Raw genomic sequence first — 233 nt, 5'->3', positions numbered from 1 at the left:
TTCACCGCCAGCTCACCAAACATGATGAGCTGAGCGACGCCCAGTACCGTATTGCGCTGCGGCCCTTCCAGAAAACCAGCACAGTCACTGGCGATCACCTTGGCCGAGGCAAAGGACTCGCAGGCATTGGTCAGTAGCTCTTCGATGTTGATGTTGGGGGCAACGGTGTAAATCGTGCTCGGTTTGCGTGGGGGCTTGGGGGCGGACGGTTTGAGGTAGTAATCGAGGGCGCG

At 58.8% G+C, this 233-nt stretch carries 1 protein-coding gene; it reads right to left on the bottom strand.

Features of this window, described 5'->3' with window-relative positions; genetic code table 11:
- Positions 1-233: DUF6124 family protein (locus ACCC96_RS30445; RefSeq protein WP_413697762.1), on the bottom strand; the 233-nt coding region annotated here is incomplete at both ends.

This window comes from Pseudomonas sp. Pseusp11, assembly GCF_047304405.1.
Lineage (GTDB): Bacteria > Pseudomonadota > Gammaproteobacteria > Pseudomonadales > Pseudomonadaceae > Aquipseudomonas.
Note: the sequence above shows the minus strand (reverse complement) of the source record. Positions and strands in the feature narration are given on the sequence as shown.